Below are 246 nucleotides of genomic sequence, written 5' to 3'. Positions count from 1 at the left end.
CACCTTGTTGCCGTCTTTATCTATATTAAAGCCTTCGGTCAGGCGCAGGCCTTGAATTTCAGCCAGGGTAAAATCGATCGCATAATAACGGCCGTCGGCACGGGCACGATCCGGATAACGCTCCGCCACATCTGTGACACGATCAAGATAATGATCATGCAATACAACCAGCTGGTCATCTTTGGTCATCACCACATCTTGCTCGATGTAGTCCGGTTTCATGGCATAGGCCATGGCTTTGGCTTC

The 246-nt window shown here is 50.0% G+C and carries 1 protein-coding gene; it reads right to left on the bottom strand.

Going from position 1 to position 246, the window contains the following annotated elements; genetic code table 11:
- The coding region (locus tag ACYP03_RS27425; RefSeq protein ID WP_459782863.1) for a glycerophosphodiester phosphodiesterase family protein at positions 1 to 246 on the bottom strand (246 nt) is incomplete at both ends.

The organism is Photobacterium sp. R1 (genome assembly GCF_054600795.1).
The sequence above is the reverse complement of the archived record's forward strand: the minus strand, read 5'-3'. Positions and strand labels throughout refer to the sequence as shown.